We start from the raw sequence: 16386 nt of genomic DNA, 5'->3' as shown, positions 1-16386 counted from the left end.
ATGGCCGCTCAGCGCGAGGTCTCCGCCTGGCGCCCGCGCGTTCCGGGCGTCGTGGAGGTCTTCCACGCCCACTTCACGCAGTACGCGTACCCGATGCACGTCCACGAGGCGTGGACGCTGCTGATCGTCGACGACGGCGCCGTGCGGTACGACCTGGACCGGCATGAGCACGGCACGCCGCACGACACGGTGTCGCTGCTGCCGCCGCACGTGCCGCACAACGGCTCCCCGGCGACCGAGGACGGCTTCCGCAAGCGGGTCCTCTACCTCGATGGCACGCACCTCGGCGAGGACCTCATCGGAGCCGCCGTGGACGGGCCCGACCTGCGGGACCCTGTCCTGCGGCAGCGGGTCGGCCGGTTGCACACCGCGCTCGCCCTTCCCGGGGACGAGCTGGAGGCCGAGAGCAGGCTGACGCTGATCGGGGAGCGGCTGCGCGGGCACCTGCGGCCCGGCGCCGTCCGCGCGGCCGCGCGCCCCGACCACGGCGTCGCCCACCGGCTGCGCGAACTCCTCGACGAGCGTGTCGTGGACGGCATCGGCCTGGACGAGGCGGCCCTGCTCCTGCACGCCCATCCCGCCCACCTGGTGCGGGCGTTCAGCGGCGCGTTCGGGATCGCGCCGCACCAGTACCTGATGTCACGGCGGGTGGACCGCGCCCGACGGCTGCTGCTGGAGGGCGGCCGCCCCGGCGAGGTGGCCGCCACGACCGGTTTCTACGACCAGTCCCATCTGACGCGGCACTTCAAGCGGTTGGTCGGGGTGTCCCCCGGGCGCTACCGGCTCAGCTCCCGCTGAGCCTCGTACAGATTGCGCGGCCGTACGACGTCCGTGGTGCCGTAGAGCTCCACGCGCGCGTGGAGGTCGCCGGAGAAGTCGGGGACGTCGATCTGGTCGAACTCCGTCACTTCGTTGAGGCCGACGGTGGCGGACCAGGGCGCGAGGCCGTCGATCTTCATCAGGCCCGCGCGGCCGTTGGTGACACGGACGTTCCAGTGGGTGAAGCGGGCGCCGAACAGCGGCCCCGCGCTGGCGTCCCCGCCGTGCCGGCCGTTGTTGTCGACGGTGATGTCCGTGCGGACGTTGGCGAACGGCATCCCTCGGTGCGAGTCGAAGGTGCCCATCCGCATGTCCCCGCGCGACCAGACGTTGTGGGACGACAGGCCCTCCACGTTGATGCCGTGGAGCTGGGTTCCGGCGGGGGTGGGGACCGTGCGCTGCTCGATGGTGAAGTCCTCGACGAGGTTGTCGTGCGAGCCCTCGCGGCAGAAGTACGGGTGGTGGGAGCCGCGGCCGGCCACGCGGGTGCGACGCAGGGTGCAGGAGGAGGCGGCCACGAGTCCGAAGCCGTTGTCGACGTGCCGGACGGTGACGTCGTCCACCCAGCAGTCGTACGCGCACTGGAGCGCGACTCCGTTGTAGCCCTTGTCGAGGAGGTGCGGGGACTGCGGGGTCTCGACGGCCTCCAGGGTGAGGCCCTCGACGCCGGAGCCGGTCAGGGGTTCGACGTGGGTGGTCAGGCGCGGGTCCCACTCGGGGCGCACGTCGAGCGGCAGCGGACGTTCGAGGGTGACCTTTTTGCCCTGCACGCGCGCGATGCGCACCGGCCACTCGTAGGGGACGTAACTCGTGAGCTTCGTCTTGTCGTCCCAGTAGTACGCCTCGGGGCCCGGGCCGCCGCCCGCCATGTGCTCCAGGAGGGTGTGGTCCGCGTCGTCCGCGAGACGGAGCAGGACGAGCCGGCCCGCCTTCAGCCGTGAGGCGTCGGCGACGGTCACCGACCACGAGCCTCGGGTGGCCGGGGCGAGTACCGTGAGCGTCTCCCACTCGTCGCGCTTGTTGCCGGTCCAGCCCTCGAAGGGCCATGCCTTCGCCTTGATGGCGGTGGTCAGGGAGTCCCAACGGGCGTTCGGGGCCAGCCAGATGAGGCCGCCCGCCCAGGACCAGGAGGACTTGTCGCCGCCGTAGCGGGAGCCGTAGACGCCGATCAGCTCGGTGAGGCTGCGGGTCGCGTGCAGCGTGGTGCGGGCGCTTCCGGCGCCGCGCAGGACGACGTTGTCGTATCCGATGCGGATCAGGCCGTCGATGCGGTAGGTGCCGGGCGGGATGAGAACCGTGCCACCGCCGGCCCTTCCGGCGGCAGCGATGGCACGGTTGATCGCGGGGGCGCAGTCCGTCGTGCCGTCCGCGACGGCTCCGTGGGCGCGGACGTCGGCGACGGCGGGGCGGCGGGGGAAGCCCCCCCCCCCGCCGCGGTAACCGGCCCGGCCGACATAGGGGATCTGCGGGTGAGTGAAGGGGGTGCGGGCGAACTCGTGCCAGAGGGCGGGGACTTGTCCCGCCGCCCCGGGCTCGGGTCTCTCGGTCCGCGTGGCGGCCGTCGCCGTGCCGCCGGTCGCGGCGGCGGCCGCCACGGCTATGGCGCCGCCGAGCAGGCCGCGTCTGCCGATACCCGCGCCCCGGTGCTCGTCCCCGTGTCTGTACTTCCCGGTCATGCCCGCACGCCCTTTCCAAGGAGGTGCATTTCCATGGATGTGAACGACGTTCAGATCTGCGTCGGCGGTGAGCATGCCACGGCGCCCGGGAGCCGGGAAGGGGGCGTGCAGCAGTTACTTAGTACGGACCTATATGGGCTGGGAAGTCAGCCAGTGGGGCGCTGGGTCAGATGCGTGAACGCGTCCAGGTTGCGTGTCGACTCACCGCGCGAGACCCGCCACGCGTACTCCTTGCGGATCGCGGACGCGAAACCGAGCTCCAGAAGGGTGTTGAAACTGCCGTCGGCGGCCTCCAGGACCGAGCCGAGCAGCCGGTCGATCTCCTCCGGGGTGACCGCGACCAGCGGCAGCTTGCCCACCAGGTACACGTCTCCGAGCCGGTCGACCGCGTAACTGACGCCGTAGAGCTTGAGATTGCGCTCCAGGAGCCAGCGCTGGACACCCTCTTCGTTCTCGTCGGGGTGGCGGATCACGAAGGCGTTCAGCGAGAGCGAGTGCCTGCCGACGATGAGGGAGACGGTCGTCGAGAGCTTGCGGGTACCGGGCAGCTTCACGACGTACGAACCGGGCCGCGGGCTCTCCCAGTCGAGCTCGGACTCCTTGAAAACCTGCTCGATGACCTGTCCGGCCCGCTGTACGTCAGCCATGGGGCGAGCGTACGTCAGGCCGAACGGTGCCGGTACGTCAGCCCGTACGGCCGGGCGCCGGGTCAGCCCAGGTGACTGCGGGCCCGGCGGCGGTGGGCCTGCATCGCCGCCGTGTACACGTCCGCCGTCGCGGCCGCGGACGTGTCCCAGCCGAAGGACTCCGCGTGCCGGGCGGCGGCGTCGCCCATCCGGGCCGGAAGCGTCGGGTCGTCCGCGAAATCACGCAGCACGCGCGCGTAGGCCGCGGGATCGTGCCCCTGCACCAGGAACCCGGTCCGCCGGTCGCGTACGGCGACGGGAAGGCCGCCGACGGAGGCGGCGAGCACCGGCGTACCGGCCGCCTGCGCCTCGATCGCCACCAGCCCGAACGACTCGTTGTACGACGGCATGACCAGCACCGAGGCGGCCCGGAACCAGTCCGCGAGCTGCTCCTGCCCGACCGGCGGCCGAAAGCGCACGACGTCCGCGATACCGAGCCGCGCGGCCAGCTTCTGCAGCCCCTCGGGCTTGGCGAGGCCGCTGCCGCTGGGTCCGCCGACGACGGGGACGACGATGTGCGAGCGCAGCTCGGGGCGCTCGTCGAGGAGGACGGCTACCGCGCGCAGCAGCACGTCGGGGGCCTTGAGCGGCTGTATGCGGCCGGCGAAGAGCGGGATCAGGGCGTCCTGCGGGAGGCCGAGACGGGCGCGGGCGGCGGCGCGGCCGTCGGCCGGACGGAAGCGTTCCAGGTTCACGCCCGGGTGGACGACGGCGACCCGGCCGGGGTCGGCCTCGTAGTGGCGTACGAGTTCGTCGGCCTCTTCGGCGGTGTTCGCGATGAGGCGGTCGGCGGCGCGCACGATCTGGGTCTCGCCGATGACGCGGGCGGCGGGCTCGGGCGTGTCACCGTCGGCGAGCGCGGCGTTCTTGACCTTGGCCATGGTGTGCATGGCGTGCACGAGGGGCGCGCCCCAGCGTTCGGCGGCGAGCCAGCCGACGTGGCCGGAGAGCCAGTAGTGGGAGTGCACCAGGTCGTAGTAGCCGGGGCGATGGCCGGCCCAGGCCTGCATGACGCCGTGGGTGAAGGCGCACAGCTGCGCGGGCAGCTCCTCCTTGGCGAGGCCTTCGTAGGGGCCCGCGTCGATGTGCCGTACGAGGACTCCGGGGGCCAGCTCCACCGTCGGGGGGAGGCCACCGGTCGTCGCGCGCGTGAAGATCTCCACCTCGATGTTGATGGCGGCGAGCCGCTGGGCGAGCTCCACGATGTAGACGTTCATGCCGCCCGCGTCGCCCGTGCCGGGCTGGTGCAGCGGCGAGGTGTGCACGGAGAGCATCGCGACGCGCCGGGGGCGCCGGTGGCCGACGGGGAGCCTCAGCCGTGAGGGTGCCGCCGGGGAGCGACGCCCGAGCCTGCTCACGTACTGGCTCACGTGGCGTTCCTCCTTGCTGCCTTACTGCGGGCATGCCGGTCGGGGGACGCACTGCGCCCTCCAAGACTCGGAACACCGGAGCGGTCCGCTCCATTTCCCGCTCGCCGCGCCTTCGCGCGTCTTTGCCGAATCATTACTGCAGGTAGCTCAACTGTTCGATGTCGGATTGCGTTCGTGTCGCCGTCGGCTCCGGCCGCCGGAGGGTTGTCCACAGGCCGGACCGGCCGTCGCCGAAGCCGCCTACTCTCGTACGCATGACAACCCGCGCAGCGTCCCGGCCCGTGGGAACGGTGACGCGCGGGACGACGAACCCCAACCGCCTGCGCCGCATGGACCGCTGGATCACGGCCGTGCACGGCGCCGAACTTCGCAGGTCGCACGAACCGGTCGCGGTCGACCTCGGCTACGGCGCGGCGCCCTGGACGGCCGTCGAGCTGCTCCAGCGGCTGCGGACGGCGGCACCCCGCGTCCGCGTGGTCGGCGTGGAGATCGAGCCTGCCCGGGTCGCCGCCGCGCGGCCGTACGAACGCGAGGGGCTCGTCTTCCGGCACGGCGGCTTCGAAGTCCCGGTGCAGGGGCGGCCGTCGCTGATCCGCGCGGCGAACGTGCTGCGCCAGTACGACGAGGAGCAGGTGGCCGCGGTCTGGGAGCGACTGTGCGCCCGGCTCGCCCCGGCGGGACCGGGCGGTCGGGGCGGACTGCTCGTCGAGGGGACCTGCGACGAGATCGGGCGTCGGCACGTGTGGGTCGCGCTCGGCCCGGAGGGTCCGCGCACCGTCACTTTCGCCACCCGGCTCGGCTCCCTGGACCGCCCGTCCGACCTGGCCGAACGCCTGCCGAAGGCGCTGATCCACCGGAACATACCGGGCGAGCCGGTGCACGCGTTCCTGCGTGACTTCGACCGCGCCTGGGCCGCCGCCGCGCCCTACGCCTCGTACGGCGCACGGCAGCGCTGGATAAGGGCGGTCCGTGACCTGAGGGCCGACTGGCCGGTGGCGGACGGGGTGTCGCGCTGGCGGCAGGGCGAAGTCACGGTGGCGTGGGCGGCGTTGGCCCCGAAGGGCTGACCTGCGGGGAACGTTCCGTGTGAGTCCTTCGTCACACAGGTGGGGAGATCGCGTTGAGGGGGCGCGAAGGGGGGAAGGGAGTTCCTGGCCGCCTCTGTACCGCCTCTGTCGCATTGTGCGACGGCATGGCACGATCCCCCAGACGTCCGTAAGTTACTGACGGTAAATCAGTTTGGGGGCGGAGTAATGGGATCCGGCAAGCAGAGCCTGACCATGGCGGCCATGGCCCTGGCCTGCGCCTGCGCGGTGCTGGCGGCACCGGGCACGGCGTATGCGAATCCTGCGTCGCACGCGGCGCGGACCCCGAATCCGGCGCCGACGCCCACACCGGCTCCCTCTTCGAGCACCACTCCAACGCCCCAGAGCACCAAGGATCTTGAGGCGGTCCGCAAGAAGCTGGACGACCTCTACCACGACGCCGCGGTCGCCACGGACGCGTACAACGCCGCGGAGGAGAAGGCCGACAAGCAGTCCGCCGAGATCGTCGATCTGGCCCGCGAGATCGTCAAGGGCCAGGCGAAGCTGGACAAGTTGAAGGACCGCGCGGGCGCGGCGGCCCGGGCGCAGTACCGGGGCGGCGGGCTGCCGCCCGAGGCGCGGCTGTGGCTGAGCGACGACCCCCAGCAGTTCCTGGACGGCGCGGGCCGGGTGCGGCAGGGCGAGCACGCGACGAAGGGCCTGCTCGCGGAGATGACGCGCACGCAGCAGGACCTGAAGCAGTACCAGAAGGACGCCTCCGCCCAGTGGAAGAAGCTGGAGGCCAACCGCAAGGCCAAGGCCGAGGCCAAGAAGAAGATCAAGAAGCAGATCGCCGCCGCCGAGAAGCTGGAGTCCCAGCTCGAGAAGGAAGAGAAGGCACGGCTGGCGAAGCTGGAGGAAGAGGCCGCGCAGAAGGCGCAGACTGCGTGGCTGAGCTCCGGCGTCCTCGCGGAGATCAACACAAAAGCGTCCGAACAGGGCAAGAAGGCCGTGAAGTTCGCGACGGACCAGATCAGCAAGCCCTACGAGTGGGGCGCGGAGGGTCCGAGGTCGTACGACTGCTCGGGGCTGACCTCGCAGGCCTGGCTGACCGCCGGACACGGCATTCCGCGGACCTCGCAGGAGCAGTGGAAGCAGCTCACCCACGTCGACGTGAAGGACATGCGCCCCGGCGACCTGATCATCTACTTCGACGACGCGAGCCATGTCGGGATGTACATCGGCGACGGCGCCGTGGTGCACGCGCCCCGGCCCGGGCGGACGGTGACGATCACCGGGGCGGGGTCCATGCCGATCCTGGGAGTCGTGCGGCCCGACGCGTGAGGGCGGGCCCCTGGCGCGGGGCACGCACGTGACGCACCGCGCGTGACGCACCGCACGTGACCTGGCACACGTTCCCCGAGCCACGCAACCTCGTGGACGTGACGTTCGTCATCCCCTCGGAAGGCGCGCCATGTCCAAGTGCGTTACAGGATGCGGCATATGACGGTGGCCCTTTGCCGCACCTGGTGTCCCACACCATTCCGTTGCGGCGCCGGCTAACGCTATGGTCCCCGTCGGCAGGTCGAGGTTCTTCGGTCCGCCACGCCCTCGGGGGGAGGGAAGGAAATCCAGACGATGCCCGTACCCGTGCCGCGGCAGAGAGCGATCCCGGCCGTGGAGTGTGGTCAGGCTCAGGCCGCGCTCACACCCGGCGGCCCCTCCTCGGAAGGAACCGCCCGCACCATCAAGGCCCCCGCCGACAGCGCCGCCCATCTGACCCTGCTGGTCATCGAGGACGACCCGGCCGGCTCGCTCGGCGTCCCCGAGATGCTGGACGCGGCCGGCAAGCCGATCCGTATCCGCACCGCCCGCAACCTCACCGAGGCGGAGCGGCTGCTCACCGACGACGTCCACTGCATCCTGCTCGACCTCACGCTGCCGGCCCCCGGCCGGGCCACCGCCGAGGCGCAGGACGAGCTGGCCGCGCTCAAGCACGTGCTGCGGCTCGCGCCCCGGCACGCCGTCCTCGCGCTCACCGCCTCCGGCGACGCCGAGGGGGGCGCCGAAGCGGTGCGCGTCGGCGCCCAGGACTATCTGTTCCGCGACGAGCTGGACGCCCGGCTGCTGAGCCGCGCGATCCGCTACGCGGTGGAGAGGAAACGTTCCGACACCGCCGAGCGGCGGCTCACGGAGTCCCGGCTGCGCGCCCAGGAGAACGCCCGTCTGGAGCGCGGCCTGCTGCCCAAGCCCCTCCTGGAGGGCTCCCCGCTGCGCTTCGCCGCCCGCTACCGCCCCGGCCGCTCCCGCGCGCTGCTCGGCGGCGACTTCTACGACACGGTCCGCACGCCCGACGGCACGGTGCACGCGATGATCGGCGACGTCTGCGGGCACGGGCCCGACGAGGCGGCGCTCGGCGTGGAGCTGCGCATCGCCTGGCGCGCGCTGACGCTCGCGGGCCTGTGCGGCGACGAACTGCTGTCCACGCTTCAGCAGGTGCTGGAGCACGAGCGCGCGGACGACGAGATCTTCGCGACGCTCTGCACGGTCGACATCGCTCCGGACGGCCGCCGCGCCGGGCTCTGCCTGGCCGGCCACCCGTCCCCGCTGATCGCCCGCCCCGGCCGGCCCGCCCAGCTGCTGCCGTACCAGAACAACGGGCCCGCGCTCGGCCTGCTGCCCGGCGCCCGCTGGCCGCGCCAGCAGGTGGAGCTGGGCGGCGCCTGGAGCCTGATGCTCTACACCGACGGCCTGATCGAGGGCCGGATCGGCGAGGGCCGCGAACGCCTCGGCCAGGACGGCATGGTGGAGATGATCCGCCGCCAGCTCGCCCAGGGCCTGACGGGCGAGAAGCTGCTGCGCGCCGCGGTGAACGAGGTCCGCGAACTCAACGGCGGAGAACTGACGGACGACGTGGCGGTACTGCTGCTGGATCGCGTGCGGTAGCCCTTGCCGGGCTGAGCGGGGGTCGCCCTTGCCTGGCCGGACTGGGTCGCCCTTGCCGGGCTGGGCCGGGCAGCCTTTGCCGGGCCCGGGTGGGGGGTTACCGGCCGCCGTTGTACGGGCCGTACGGGCCGTCGCTGCTGGAGCCGCGGCGGCCGCCGCGGCCTCCGCCGGAGACCTGCCGCAGGGCCGGGCGCACGTCGACGATGTAGACGATGCTGGCGATGACGCCGAGGATCGGCAGGAAGGACAGGATCGAGAACAGGTAGCTCACCACCAGGGCGATCCCGAGGATGACCAGCCAGAAGATCTTGTTCTGCTTGTCCGCGGCGCGGAAGGCGTCCTCGCGCCGGAACGCGGCGTCGAACAGCCCGAACGCGGCGAGGGCCATGAGGACGATCTTCAGCAGTCCCAAGAATCCCGCGAAGCCCAACATCAGCATGCTGCCACCCGCCCGTTCCTTCCCGACTCCCTTTGCGGCCACCGTACCCGTAGAACGGGCCGGGCACCCCAGAGGTGCCCGGCCCTGTCCCATACGGTCCGCCTGCTTGCCCGTACCGCCCGCTGGAACTACTTGGCCGGCGGCGTGGTCTTCTTCGCGGTGGTCTTGCGGGCCGGAGCCTTCTTCGCCACCGGCTTCTTCGCCGCGGAGTCGGCCGCGGTCTCGGCAGGCTTCTCCTCGTCCTTGACCTCGACGGGCTCCGCCTTCGGCTCGACGGCGACGGCCAGCTCCTCGATCTCCTCGGCCGCCTCGCCGCGCCAGGCCTTCACGGTCTCCTCGCCGTGCTCGGCGACCTTCTCGTACGTCTCCCGGGCCTTCACCGCGTACTCGGCGGCGACACCGACACCACGCAGGGCGAAGTCCTGGGCCGACTCACCGATCTTCTTCAGGTCGGTGTCGAGGGTGCCGAGGAACTCCGTCACCTTGGCCTGGAGGGTCTCCTGCGCCTCCTTGGCGCGGGTGGTGGCCTTCTCCTGCACGGCGGTCGGGTCGATGTTGCGGACGCTCTCGATGCGCGCCGGCGCCTCGGCACGGATCTGCTCGACGATCGCGGGCACCTTCTTGGCCTGCTGAACCGCCAGGTCGGCGGTGCCGGCGAGGAAGTAGAGCGGGGTCGGGTCGGCGGCGGCCTTGCGGATGTCGTCAGTGATGGCCATGGTGATGGTCCTCCCGGATGCGCTTTCGGTTGAGGGTTTTGGTCCTGCGTGGTGTGCGCGGCGAGACCGCACTGTCTGCCGTTGTTCCGGTCGTGCCCCACCGAGGACGGTGGGTGTTGCTCGCCCGCTGCTCGTCTGTCGCCCGTCAGCCGGCGGTCTGCTGTGGATCGGCATCACTGCCGTCGGCCGGAGGCGTGCGCCTCCGTGACCGCGACTGCGATGTCGACTTCGATTGCGATGGTGGCTCCGGCTCGGGCTCGGCGGTCTGCACGTCCTCGCTCGCCTGGGTGATCTCGAACCCGTTCTCCTTGCGGAAGGACTCGTAGATCTGGAGCAGCACCTGCTTCTGCCGCTCGTTCAGCGTGGGATCGGCGAGGATGACGGCGCGCGTCTCCACCTCGTCCCGGTCCCGCTCGGCGTCGAGGATGCCGGCCCGCACGTACAGCGTCTCGGCGGAGATCCGCAGGGCCTTGGCGACCTGCTGCAGCACCTCCGCGCTCGGCTTGCGCAGCCCGCGTTCGATCTGGCTCAGGTACGGATTCGACACCCCGGCGGCGTCGGCGAGCTGCCGCAGCGACAGTTGCGCGGTGCGCCGCTGTTCCCGCAGATACTCACCGAGATTGCCGACGTTGAGTGATGCCATGGCTCCACCCTGCACCACCGCCGCTAACTATTGCAAGCACCTGCTTGCAAAAGTGTGCCACGCCACTTCGGGCTCCCTGTCACATTCCCTCGCCTCCGCGGTTCATGACTGCAGAACCCCGAAGGAACCAAGGAATTGACGAAGGAACTGGAGACGACGATGACCACCACCTCCCCCATCCTGGTGACCGGCGGCACGGGCACGCTCGGCAGCCATGTAGTCCCGCTGCTGCGGGACGCGGGACACGAGGTAAGGGTGCTCAGCCGGCACGGCCGCGCCGCCGAGAACGGCGTCTCGTACGTGGCCGCCGATCTGCTCAAGGGCGAGGGGATCGAGGCCGCGCTGGAAGGCGTCGAGACCGTCCTGCACCTCGCGGGCGGCCCGAAGGGCGACGACGAGGCGACCCGCAACCTGGTGCGGGCCGCATCGCGAGCCGGGGTCCGGCACCTCGTCTACATCTCGGTGATCGGCGCGGACCGGCTCCCGGTGAAGTGGCTGCAGTCCAAGCTGGCCGCCGAGCAGGCGGTGAGCGAGTCCGGGATCCCGTGGACGACCCTGCGTGCCGCCCAGTTCCACGACCTGACCCTGAAGATGGTGCGGGGCATGGCGAAGCTTCCGGTGGTACCGGTGCCCGGCGGCCTGCGGCTGGAGCCGGTCGACTCCCGCGAGGTGGCGGCCCGGCTCGTGGAACTCACTCTCGGCGAGGCGGCCGGCCTGGTGCCCGACATCGCCGGACCGCGGGTGTACGACATGGCCGAGCTGATCCGCGGATACCTGAAGGTGAGCGGCAAGCGCCGGCCGAAGCTGCCGGTCCGGCTGCCGGGAAAGACCGGTCGCGCTTACCGGGCCGGCGAGAACCTGGCCCTCGAAGGGTCCCTCACGGGCAAGCTGACCTGGGAGGACTTCCTCGCCGAGCACGCGGGATAGCCCCCACATGCGTCGCTCCTCGCCGAACACCCGGGTCGGTTCCCACATGCGTCGCACCCGAGCGTCACCTGTCAGTCTCCTGACCGGGCGGGTCACCCAGGGCGGCTCACCAGGGCAGTGGGCGGCTGTGCACCACGTCCAGCCGGGACACCGCCCGCGTCAGGACGACGTACAGCCGGTGCAGTCCGCGCTCCTCCGCCTCGACCACGGTCGCGGGCTCGACGGCCACGACATGGTCGTACTCGAGGCCCTTGGCGAGGGCCGCGGGCAACACCGTGACACGGGCGCCCAGTTCGTCAGGACCGACGGTCCCGATGTCCGCCGCGTGCAGCGCCTCCCGCAGCCGTACGACATCCTCGTCGGCGACGATGACCCCGATGGAGCCCTCGTGCGCGAGCGCGTCGCGCACGGCGTCGACGGTTCCGGCGGGCAGGTCGGTCACCTCGCGGATCCTCAACTCCCCGTCCTGGCGCAGGGATCGGGCCGGTTGAACGCCCACGTCCAGTTGTTCCAGCAGGCGGTTGGCGAGTTCCACGACGGCGCCGGGCACCCGGAAGCCGATCGTCAGCGGCACCACCGCGGCATCCGGTTTGCCCAGGTGGCCGAGGAGTTCGGACCAGTCGCGCGCCGCCCAGGGGGTCGTGCCCTGCGCGAGATCACCGAGCACGGTCAGTGAACCGAACGGCGCACGGCGCGCGATCGCCCGGCACTCCATCGGCGACAGGTCCTGCGCCTCGTCGACGACCAAGTGGCCGTAACCCTCGGGGTGTTCGATCAGACCGGCGACCTCGTCGAGAAGAACAAGGTCGGCGGCCGACCACCGGGCCGACTTGTACGAACGCGGCGGCTTCGCCCAGAGCAGCGCCTTCTGCTCGTCCGCGTCGAGCATGCCGTCCGCGGCGGCGGCGAGCGCCTCGGGGTCGGTGAACAGCTCGGCCACCACCTCCTCGGCCCGGACCCGGGGCCAGACCGCGTCGACGTACGCCCCGACCGGCCGCGACCGCGCGATCTTCTGCACCCAGGCGTTCGTGCACGGCCCGGCCCGCAGCTCGGCCTGCGCCTGCAGATACCGGACGGCCCGGGTACGCACCCGCTCGCGCCCGATGGCGTACGGCGGCTCCTCGGCCCGTACGTCGTCGACGATCCGCCGCAGTTCCCGGTCGGGCACCCGCCAGCGGTACGAACCGTCCGGCACGACAACGGAGTTGACCTCCGCCGTCGCCGGCGCGACCCGCGCGTACAGGGCCCGGCGCAGCACCTCGGCCATGCGGGCGTCGTGCTTGACGCCGGCCGTGCGCGGGTCGTCCTCGGCGCGTACCGGATGGCGCGCGATCTCGTCCCCGATGGTCGACTGCCGTACGCCGGTCTCGCCGAGGGCGGGCAGCACCTCCGAGATGTAGGAGAGAAAGGTGCGGTTGGGGCCGAGGATGAGGAGGCCGCTGCGGCGGATGCGCTGCGGGTAGGTGTAGAGGAGATAGGCGGCGCGGTGTAGGCCGACGGCCGTCTTGCCGGTGCCCGGTGCGCCCTGCACGCAGACGGAGACGGCGAGTTCGCCTCGTACGAGATCGTCCTGTTCGGGCTGGATGGTCGCGGCGATGTCCCTCATGGGGCCGACGCGCGGCCGTTCGATCTCGCCCGCGAGGAGCCGGCTCTCCACCGCCTCGCCCGCTGCCAGGCGCTCGTCCTCAAGACCCGTGAGGTCGGCGGAGTCACCGCGGCTGCCGGGTGCCCAGCCGAAGCGCCGGCGGACTGCGACGCCCTGTGGATCGCGGGCGCTCGCCTGGTAGAAGGCGCGCGAGACGGGTGCGCGCCAGTCGACGACGAGGGGCGGGGCGGCGGGGTGCTCGGAGATGCGCAGCCGCCCGATGCGGTAGCTCTGGCCGGCGTGCTCGCGGTCCGCGCCGTTCTCGTCGCGGTCCAGGAAGTTCAACCGCCCGAAGAACAGGGGGCCTTCGGGCAGCTCGCGCATCTCCTTGGCCCGGCTGCGGAACTGGTAGCCGAGCACTTCGGCATCGGCACCGGAGGCGGAGACGTCCTCGCCGATGACGACCTGTTCCTCGGCGCCGTCGACCATGGCCGCGAGGGCGGCACGACAGGTGTCGTGGTAGACGCGTTCGCGGGCGAGGGAGGCGGCGAGGGCGGGGTCGGGTGACGTCATTCCACCAAGACTAGCGGAAAACGTAACCGAGTAACATTATGTACCGAGCCTCATCCGTGCGGCCTGCCCCGAGATCCGTGCCACCTGCCCCGAGATCTGCGTGATCTGACCCGAGATCCATGTGATCCGATCTGACCCGATCCGCTCTCAGGCGAACCGCGGCAACCCCGCCGCGAGCTGCGCGAACACCCGCTCGGCCGCCTCCACCGCATCGCCGCGCACCTGCTCCGCGCTCTCCCCCTCCGCGATCCGCCGCCAGTTGTCCAGAGCGAGAATCCGCTGTACGGCGATGATCTGCCCGGCGGCGACCCGCGCGTCCAGGTCTCCGCCGAGGGCCTCGCCGAGCGCGGCCTCGGACCGCTCCAGGTAGCCGTGCAGCCGTGCCGCCAGGGACGGGGTCCCGTAGAGCAGCCGGTGGAAGGCGAGGACGCCCGGGGCGTCGTTGAGTCCGGTGACCGGGTCGCACCGCTCCAGCCCGTCGAGGAAGTTCTGCCGCAGAGCCGCCAGCGGGGAGGGGCCGCGCGCCGCGACGCGGGCCGGCTCGTCCTCGTGGTCGGCGAACCGGTGCAGGACCAGGTCCTCCTTGGACGGGAAGTACCGGAAGAGGGTCGGCTTGGAGATCTCGGCGACGGCGGCGACCTCCGCGACGGACACCGCGTCGAACCCCTTCTCCAGGAAGAGCCCGATCGCGATGTCGGACACGGCCTGGTACATCCGCTGCTTCTTGCGCTCGCGCAGCCCGCTCTCACCCATGCCCCGAGCCTACGCACCGCATCGCGCCGCCCCTGCCACCCCTTGACCTCAACTCGACTTGAGGTCGAAGACTCCCCAACGACACCGTTCACGAACTTCGAACTTTGATCTCCGACGGAGTGATCCCATGCGTGCAGCACAGGTGAAGGAATTCGGCGGCCCCGAGGCCCTGGCCCCGGTCGAGGTACCGGACCTCCAGCCGGGACCGGGCGAGGTCCTGATCGACGTCGCATACGCCGACACGATCTTCGTCGAGACCCAGATCCGGGCGGGCTGGGGCCGCGACTTCTTCCCGGTGACACCGCCGTACGTCCCCGGGGGCGGCGTGTCGGGCGTGGTCGGCGCCCTCGGTCCGGACGTACCGGCCGAGTGGCTGGGCCGCCGTGTCACCGCGTTCGTGACCGGCAGCTACGCGGAGCGCGCCGTGGCCGCGACCTCGGCCCTCACGGTGGTCCCCGACGACCTCGACCTCCTCCCGGCCGCGGCCCTGGTCCACGACGGCGTCACCGCCACCGGCCTCCTCGAACTGACCGCGATCGGCCCCACCGACCGCGTCCTGGTCCTCGGCGCCTCCGGCGGCATGGGCACCCTGCTGATCCAACTTGCACACGCCCGCGGCGCACGGGTGGTGGGCGTGGCCCGGAGCGCCGAAAAGCTCGCCCTCATACGGGAGTTGGGCGCGGACGCGGCCGTCGACTCCACCTCACCCGACTGGCCGGACGCCGCCCGCGCGGCCCTCGGCGGCGCCGCCGACGTCGTCCTGGACGGAGTCGGCGGCCAACTCGGCGCAGCCGCCTTCCCGTTGACCTCCGACGGCGGCCGCTTCTCGGCCCACGGCGCCCCGTCCGGCGGCTTCTCCGCCGTGGACCCGGAGGAGGCCACCCGCCGGGGCATCACCCTCTACGGCATCGCGGACGTCCAGTTCGACCCGGCCGACCTGCGGCGCTACACGTCCGAGGCTTTGGCGGAGGCCGCGGCGGGGCGGTTGCGGCCGGTGATCGGCGAGGTGTTCCCGCTGGAGCGGGCGGGGGAAGCGCACGCGGCCATTGAAGGGCGGGGGGCGGTGGGGAAGGTGGTGTTGGAGGTGTGAGGGGACGGAACGAACCGGCATCGTCTGAAGGGCAGTACGCCGTAAGGGCGTTGGCGAACGGAGGCGGGACGGCCCGACTCAGGCCGCCGCCGAGCCGGCCGAACCGCCCGCCCCGGATCCGCCCGCACCGGATCCGGCCGTACTGCCGGCGCTGCCCGCACTGCCTGCACTGCCCGCCCCTGCCGATCCGTCCGGCCCGGCAGGCCCGGCAGGCCCGGCAGGCCCGGCAGGCCCGGCAGGCCGCCGCCAACTCGGCTTCAGCGACAGCTTCCACAGATCGTCGAGATGCTGGTTCCAGGTGGCGACCACGGCCCTGGCGTCATCCCCGGCCCCTCGGGACCAGACGCTGAGGTCGGTGCGGTAGCCCTTGGGGTCGTAGAACTCGGGGCCCGCACTGCGGAGCATGGTGCGCGCCGCCATGTTGTAGAGACCGTGGAGCACATGCTCCTGGTTGAAGACGCAGATCTTCTCCCTCGGTATGCCGGGATAGACGCGGTACTCGCACTCCGCGCTCACCCGCCCCAGGGCGTTGAGGCGCTCCTCGATCCCGGACAGCGTCTCGTCGTACTCCTTGCACTTCAGCTCCAGGCGGTTGCGGAAGTCCGGGTCGTCCACGGGCACGCCGTGCTCGCCGACGCGCGAGGGCACGGTCATCGGCAGTGCGAAGTCCGGGATCAGCACCCTGACCGAGACATGCCGGGTCGGTCCGGGATCCTCCAGGAGCCCTTCGAGACGGTGAAAGAGCTCGTTGCAGAGCGTCTCTCCCGTGTAGCCGAGGAAGGAGATCTCCACTTCCCGGGCGTGGAACGCCTCGTTCACGAAGCTGCCCAGTTCCCGGGACTCGACCTGGATGCGCGGTGGCAGCCGGATCGACACGGCCAGGTCCTTCACCGTGTCGTACAGCACGTAACCGACCAGACTGAGCAGGGCGCCACCGAGGAACGCCTTGTCCTGCAGGGCGTCTCCCACGGGCTTCACGAACTGGGCCGTCAGTCCGGTGACGAAGATCGCCATCAGCAGGAACCGCGTGAACGCCGGCTCGTAGCGGGACTGGAACCGCTTCAGTCGATCGCCCATCGTGTCGTCGACCGTCCTGCTCCCGCCACCGGACATCCGCAGACCCCTCCCCCAAGGCCAA

The 16386-nt window shown here is 71.5% G+C and carries 15 protein-coding genes; 6 read left to right on the top strand and 9 right to left on the bottom strand.

Translation table 11 applies throughout. The annotated features are described in order from the left end of the window. Positions 1 to 798 (top strand): helix-turn-helix transcriptional regulator, encoded by a 798-nt coding sequence (locus tag ACN6LB_RS00485; protein WP_356139700.1) that lies wholly within the window; start codon positions 1 to 3, stop codon positions 796 to 798. Here ACN6LB_RS00485 and ACN6LB_RS00480 read toward each other — a convergent pair. From ACN6LB_RS00480 to mshA, 3 genes are all read right to left on the bottom strand, one after another. Continuing rightward, complete coding sequence (locus ACN6LB_RS00480) at positions 777 to 2495, bottom strand: glycosyl hydrolase family 28-related protein (RefSeq protein WP_445024064.1); 1719 nt, start codon at positions 2493 to 2495, stop codon at positions 777 to 779. The two genes, ACN6LB_RS00485 and ACN6LB_RS00480, sit on opposite strands and share 22 nt — an antisense overlap. A gap of 146 nt (positions 2496 to 2641) precedes the next feature. Further along, complete coding sequence (locus ACN6LB_RS00475; protein WP_356139702.1) at positions 2642 to 3142, bottom strand: type III secretion system chaperone family protein; 501 nt, start codon at positions 3140 to 3142, stop codon at positions 2642 to 2644. Positions 3143 to 3204: 62 nt separating this feature from the next. Next, on the bottom strand, positions 3205 to 4551 hold the full coding sequence (gene mshA / locus ACN6LB_RS00470; RefSeq protein WP_445024063.1) for a D-inositol-3-phosphate glycosyltransferase: 1347 nt from the start codon (positions 4549 to 4551) through the stop codon (positions 3205 to 3207). A 254-nt stretch (positions 4552 to 4805) separates the two neighbouring features. Between mshA and ACN6LB_RS00465 the strand changes: the two genes are divergently transcribed. The 3 genes from ACN6LB_RS00465 (at position 4806) to ACN6LB_RS00455 (ending at position 8522) form a co-directional block, all read left to right on the top strand. Further along, entirely contained in the window at positions 4806 to 5618 is an 813-nt protein-coding gene (locus ACN6LB_RS00465; protein ID WP_445024062.1) for a class I SAM-dependent methyltransferase, read from the top strand. A 186-nt stretch (positions 5619 to 5804) separates the two neighbouring features. Continuing rightward, positions 5805 to 6920, top strand: coding sequence for a C40 family peptidase (locus ACN6LB_RS00460; protein WP_356139705.1), 1116 nt, complete (start codon positions 5805 to 5807; stop codon positions 6918 to 6920). Positions 6921 to 7214: 294 nt separating this feature from the next. Further along, positions 7215 to 8522, top strand: coding sequence for a PP2C family protein-serine/threonine phosphatase (locus tag ACN6LB_RS00455; RefSeq protein ID WP_445024061.1), 1308 nt, complete (start codon positions 7215 to 7217; stop codon positions 8520 to 8522). A 97-nt stretch (positions 8523 to 8619) separates the two neighbouring features. Here the strand turns inward: ACN6LB_RS00455 and ACN6LB_RS00450 are convergent, their stop codons facing one another. The 3 genes from ACN6LB_RS00450 to ACN6LB_RS00440 all read right to left on the bottom strand — a co-directional run bounded on the left by ACN6LB_RS00450 (position 8620) and on the right by ACN6LB_RS00440 (position 10320). After that, the gene (locus tag ACN6LB_RS00450) at positions 8620 to 8961 is read right to left on the bottom strand and encodes a DUF2516 family protein (RefSeq protein WP_356139707.1); all 342 of its coding nucleotides are present in this window, start codon (positions 8959 to 8961) and stop codon (positions 8620 to 8622) included. Positions 8962 to 9089: 128 nt separating this feature from the next. After that, positions 9090 to 9677 (bottom strand): hypothetical protein, encoded by a 588-nt coding sequence (locus ACN6LB_RS00445; protein WP_356139708.1) that lies wholly within the window; start codon positions 9675 to 9677, stop codon positions 9090 to 9092. 145 nt (positions 9678 to 9822) lie between these two features. Further along, positions 9823 to 10320 (bottom strand): helix-turn-helix domain-containing protein, encoded by a 498-nt coding sequence (locus tag ACN6LB_RS00440; RefSeq protein ID WP_356139709.1) that lies wholly within the window; start codon positions 10318 to 10320, stop codon positions 9823 to 9825. Between the two features lie 159 nt (positions 10321 to 10479). Between ACN6LB_RS00440 and ACN6LB_RS00435 the strand changes: the two genes are divergently transcribed. Beyond that, complete coding sequence (locus ACN6LB_RS00435) at positions 10480 to 11247, top strand: SDR family oxidoreductase (RefSeq protein WP_445024191.1); 768 nt, start codon at positions 10480 to 10482, stop codon at positions 11245 to 11247. A 106-nt stretch (positions 11248 to 11353) separates the two neighbouring features. Here ACN6LB_RS00435 and ACN6LB_RS00430 read toward each other — a convergent pair whose 3' ends face one another. Beyond that, complete coding sequence (locus ACN6LB_RS00430; protein ID WP_445024060.1) at positions 11354 to 13405, bottom strand: HelD family protein; 2052 nt, start codon at positions 13403 to 13405, stop codon at positions 11354 to 11356. A gap of 147 nt (positions 13406 to 13552) precedes the next feature. After that, the gene (locus ACN6LB_RS00425) at positions 13553 to 14158 is read right to left on the bottom strand and encodes a TetR/AcrR family transcriptional regulator (protein WP_445024059.1); all 606 of its coding nucleotides are present in this window, start codon (positions 14156 to 14158) and stop codon (positions 13553 to 13555) included. 127 nt (positions 14159 to 14285) lie between these two features. Between ACN6LB_RS00425 and ACN6LB_RS00420 the strand changes: the two genes are divergently transcribed. After that, positions 14286 to 15248 carry a zinc-binding dehydrogenase gene (locus tag ACN6LB_RS00420; RefSeq protein WP_445024058.1) on the top strand — a complete coding sequence of 321 codons (963 nt, stop codon included), beginning with the start codon at positions 14286 to 14288 and terminating at the stop codon, positions 15246 to 15248. A 78-nt stretch (positions 15249 to 15326) separates the two neighbouring features. On the opposite strand, the gene ACN6LB_RS00415 is transcribed toward ACN6LB_RS00420, so the two are convergent. Further along, positions 15327 to 16361, bottom strand: coding sequence for a hypothetical protein (locus ACN6LB_RS00415; protein WP_445024057.1), 1035 nt, complete (start codon positions 16359 to 16361; stop codon positions 15327 to 15329). Positions 16362 to 16386 lie beyond the last annotated feature (25 nt).

It is taken from the genome of Streptomyces sp. SAS_270 (genome assembly GCF_052543295.1).
Note: the sequence above shows the minus strand (reverse complement) of the source record. Positions and strands in the feature narration are given on the sequence as shown.

Coding starts and splice junctions, on each gene's coding strand:
- ACN6LB_RS00485 (WP_356139700.1), top strand. CDS start 1: ATGGCCGCTCAGCGCGAGGTCTCCGCCTGGCGCCCGCGCGTTCCGGGC.
- ACN6LB_RS00480 (WP_445024064.1), bottom strand. CDS start 2,495: ATGACCGGGAAGTACAGACACGGGGACGAGCACCGGGGCGCGGGTATC.
- ACN6LB_RS00475 (WP_356139702.1), bottom strand. CDS start 3,142: ATGGCTGACGTACAGCGGGCCGGACAGGTCATCGAGCAGGTTTTCAAG.
- ACN6LB_RS00465 (WP_445024062.1), top strand. CDS start 4,806: ATGACAACCCGCGCAGCGTCCCGGCCCGTGGGAACGGTGACGCGCGGG.
- ACN6LB_RS00460 (WP_356139705.1), top strand. CDS start 5,805: ATGGGATCCGGCAAGCAGAGCCTGACCATGGCGGCCATGGCCCTGGCC.
- ACN6LB_RS00455 (WP_445024061.1), top strand. CDS start 7,215: ATGCCCGTACCCGTGCCGCGGCAGAGAGCGATCCCGGCCGTGGAGTGT.
- ACN6LB_RS00450 (WP_356139707.1), bottom strand. CDS start 8,961: ATGCTGATGTTGGGCTTCGCGGGATTCTTGGGACTGCTGAAGATCGTC.
- ACN6LB_RS00445 (WP_356139708.1), bottom strand. CDS start 9,677: ATGGCCATCACTGACGACATCCGCAAGGCCGCCGCCGACCCGACCCCG.
- ACN6LB_RS00440 (WP_356139709.1), bottom strand. CDS start 10,320: ATGGCATCACTCAACGTCGGCAATCTCGGTGAGTATCTGCGGGAACAG.
- ACN6LB_RS00435 (WP_445024191.1), top strand. CDS start 10,480: ATGACCACCACCTCCCCCATCCTGGTGACCGGCGGCACGGGCACGCTC.
- ACN6LB_RS00430 (WP_445024060.1), bottom strand. CDS start 13,405: ATGACGTCACCCGACCCCGCCCTCGCCGCCTCCCTCGCCCGCGAACGC.
- ACN6LB_RS00425 (WP_445024059.1), bottom strand. CDS start 14,158: ATGGGTGAGAGCGGGCTGCGCGAGCGCAAGAAGCAGCGGATGTACCAG.
- ACN6LB_RS00420 (WP_445024058.1), top strand. CDS start 14,286: ATGCGTGCAGCACAGGTGAAGGAATTCGGCGGCCCCGAGGCCCTGGCC.
- ACN6LB_RS00415 (WP_445024057.1), bottom strand. CDS start 16,361: ATGTCCGGTGGCGGGAGCAGGACGGTCGACGACACGATGGGCGATCGA.